General features: G+C 49.9%; 5 protein-coding genes. 2 read left to right on the top strand and 3 right to left on the bottom strand.

Translation table 11 applies throughout. The features are described 5' to 3' along the window. Both tnpA and PHV74_15735 read left to right on the top strand, forming a co-directional pair. The coding region (tnpA, locus tag PHV74_15740) for an IS200/IS605 family transposase (protein MDD5095804.1) at positions 1–280 on the top strand (280 nt) is incomplete at its 5' end. Between the two features lie 240 nt (positions 281–520). Then, positions 521–751 carry a transposase gene (locus PHV74_15735; protein ID MDD5095803.1) on the top strand — a complete coding sequence of 77 codons (231 nt, stop codon included), beginning with the start codon at positions 521–523 and terminating at the stop codon, positions 749–751. Positions 752–1,099: 348 nt separating this feature from the next. Here PHV74_15735 and PHV74_15730 read toward each other — a convergent pair whose 3' ends face one another. The 3 genes from PHV74_15730 to PHV74_15720 form a co-directional block, all read right to left on the bottom strand. Next, positions 1,100–1,495, bottom strand: coding sequence for a pyridoxamine 5'-phosphate oxidase family protein (locus PHV74_15730; protein ID MDD5095802.1), 396 nt, complete (start codon positions 1,493–1,495; stop codon positions 1,100–1,102). A 407-nt stretch (positions 1,496–1,902) separates the two neighbouring features. After that, positions 1,903–2,355 carry a MaoC/PaaZ C-terminal domain-containing protein gene (locus tag PHV74_15725; GenBank protein ID MDD5095801.1) on the bottom strand — a complete coding sequence of 151 codons (453 nt, stop codon included), beginning with the start codon at positions 2,353–2,355 and terminating at the stop codon, positions 1,903–1,905. 153 nt (positions 2,356–2,508) lie between these two features. Then, positions 2,509–2,853 (bottom strand): transposase, encoded by a 345-nt coding sequence (locus PHV74_15720; protein ID MDD5095800.1) that lies wholly within the window; start codon positions 2,851–2,853, stop codon positions 2,509–2,511. Between the last annotated feature and the right edge of the window lie 375 nt (positions 2,854–3,228).

Here is a 3,228-nt window from a genome sequence, read left to right as displayed (position 1 = left end):
AATCGAGGTGATAAGATATAGCATTCAACCGGATCATGTGTATCTGATAATCGATATACCTCCGAAATATGAAGTAGCGATGATAGTGGGCAAAATTAAGCAAAATACGAGCAGGAAGATAAAGAGCAGGTTTGACTGGATCGGAAAAGTCTATAGGTCAGGCGTGTTTTGGTCGCCGGGCTATTTCTCATCGACTATTGGATTGAACGAGGAGCAGATATTGAGGTATGTTGAGTACCAAGAAAAAGTAGATTGTGGTCAGTATAAGTTGCAATTATGATAGCCCGAAGGGCTTACGAGCGCCGAAAGCGCTAAGGTGCCACGGGCGTGAGCCCGTGGGGTTCCACAAGAGGAAAGCATGGATTTCCTATCGAGCGAGTGGTCATTCCACGGTTCATGTCGAGAACAATGAGTGTTGTCAATCAGCGAAATTAGAAACTTTTGGAACCGAACAGGGGGAAGGGGTGGCATAAGCTCCGCTGAGGTAGTAGACCAACGTCAATATGGCAAGGAGCTGAGCGTGTCCCAGAACATCGAGGATAAGACAAATGCTGCTGAAGCCAGAACCCAGGAAACACGAGGGTTCATGCAGCAGGTGAGAGTGGCAGCAAGACATAAGTACACCCCGGAAGAGAAGGTTCGCATCGTCCTGGAGGGGTTCAGACGGGAGGTGGGGGTAAGTGATCTCTGCCGGCGGGAAGGGATTAAGCCGGGGACCTTCTACGCCTGGACCAAGGACTTGGGGTTGTAAACGACGCTAATGAGCCCTCCTTCACCCTAGCTCTAATCCTTGAGACATCGGTGGGTGGGAAGAGGAAATAGATACCAGATAATCTGACTTACTCTGGCGGTGCAGCGCTTCAAAGCAGAGGACATCGATATCCCGTATCTGGTGCGTGAAGTTTACCTTGCGGAGCACTATACATAGGGAAATCAGCGGCAGGGACACCGGGTATCTCTAGGCTGGCCGTACTTTCTTCTCGGTGTCGTATTCCATGCCGGCTCAAAAGGGTCCACGTAGCACCGGCAGATCATCTCGGGGAAATCTGCCAGTGCCATCAAGTCAGTCGAGATTTACTGAGTGGTCCCCAGCTATCAGCTAAGCCAGTTTCTTTCCCGCATTTGCAGGAGATAGAGAGTAAACCTCATCAACCGTTATGATCCCCACAGCCTTCGGAGTCATGCCCATTGGCTTGAAAATCTTGACGAAGTTGTCGAATACAGGCCCTGAAGTCTGAAACTCCTTGACAGTGCCTTTGACTTGATACGCGGTAGTCTTTTTGATCGCCGCTACCGCTACCTTCCTATTTGCATCCAGATTCGCCCTGGTCTTGCCTCCCACGATATCGGCGAAGGCCACTGTCCCCTCGTCTAGAGCCATCAGACTTCCCTTTGGTGCTACGTTGGGAAAACCCTTGGCATCAATTGTAGCCATCACCTTTGATGCTTCACGATCATTGAAAAGGTCCATCACCTCTTTTGGCATTTTGGCCATTTCTAACCTCCTTTCTATTTTGAAACTACTGCAGCAATCTTGGTCGACCTTGACTGACCGGCCTGCGGTTATTGTACCACTTCAAGACTCAGAGTTGCTGGCCCAGAGAACGGTCGGGTAGTGTGGGTGATCGAGCAAACTGTGGACGCAATCGCACCTTTTCGATTGATAATCGAGCAGGAGTTTATGCGATATCAGAACCCATGACCATCTGCCTCAAGTGGACAATTTGACAACATGTCCCCATTTCCCCTGGTGGCAACTTGGCATGAATATACATACCCCCAGTGTCAAGGAAATTCTTATTTCCTGTAAAGTCATTGTCGGTGAATCTGGGAGGGACAGGCAGGTTCGGCATTGCCCTGGGTGTGTGGGGTATGATTATCCCTTGCTCCCGTAAGGTTCTTTTACACCGGTCGTTTGTAGATCATACTTGAGGAGATATAACTGACGACCAGTTCATTGCGTTGGTTTCTGACTTCAGTACCAGTGAGTACTATACCCCTGTCCGGTTTGCTTTTCGATTCTCGTTTCTCAATGACTTCCCATGTAACGGTTAAGAGATCACCCGGCCGAACAGGGTTCGACATTCGCAGTTTGTCATATCCAAGACCTCCCATCACTGCCCATTTCGGTGTCGCGGAGTCTGTAGTCGAGACCTTGGTGACGACAGCCAAAATATAGGGCAAGGGTGCGATAAGCCCACCATACGGATATGATTTAGCAGCTTCCTCATCAATATGAAACGGCTGGCGATCCCATTTCAGGGCGAACTCCAAGATTTCAGCCTTGCTGGTCTGGTGCTCTCCTCCAATCGTCTTTTGACCGACGGAGAGATCCTCGAAATACATTAGGTTCATCAGTTCCTCCATATGTCCTGCCCCCGATCATTGTATCACTTCAAGAGTTGTCGGCCGAGAGAATGGTTAGGTGGTGTAGAAGGCAGTTGTAAGTCGTACGCTCTCTCTTCCCCCACCACCGAGCCACTATCACTCACGGTTAACACATCATCGCTATCGGGTATTGAAGCCGCATCTCTTTTGCCATCGCGTGCCAGGCAGCGACTCCTTCGCAAAGTACACGGCTGCTTTTTTTAGCAGATCCCGCTCCATCCGGGTCTCAACCAGCTCCCGCTTTGTTCGAGCCAGTTCCATCTCTATTTCGGTCAAAGGCCGCTGTGTCTTGCCCACGTCTCCCAGCTTGCCTGCCTTATAAGCTTTCAACCAGTCCCCCAAGGTCGACGGCGGCAATAACAAGCTCCGCGCAGCCTTCGGCAATGACATATTCCCTTCCGTTACCAGCTTCACCGCTTCTTCTCGAAACTCCTTCGTGTACCTTCCCTGTGGAATCCCTTTCATCTGAACACCTCCGTCTTTTTATTCTATCTGACTTTGGTGTCCGTTTTTTCCATCTTACCTCAGTTTTGGATTGCCGCCCCTGAGTGGACAACAAGCAATAGGCAGTAAAACGTTGACCTGTCCGGTTTAGCTGACTGGCGCAGTTTGCGTCTGAAAACGGCTTTTCATGAATTTGTTCGGCTTCGGCAGATTTCCTCAGTGTTCACCGTGCCGAGCCGACTCATTTTGCAAATCCGGTGCAGTACCAAAAATGGCGTTCCTGCAAAAAGGTAGCGCCTTGGTATTGAAGCTGATATTGGGATGCGATAGACTCAAGTTGAGGCTATTCGACTTGAGGTGAAGGGATGTTCAGAGAGAACCACAGGCATAAGCAGA

The sequence above is a fragment of the Dehalococcoidia bacterium genome, assembly GCA_028711995.1.
Classification (GTDB): domain Bacteria; phylum Chloroflexota; class Dehalococcoidia; order SZUA-161; family SpSt-899; genus JAQTRE01.
The sequence above is the reverse complement of the archived record's forward strand: the minus strand, read 5'-3'. Positions and strand labels throughout refer to the sequence as shown.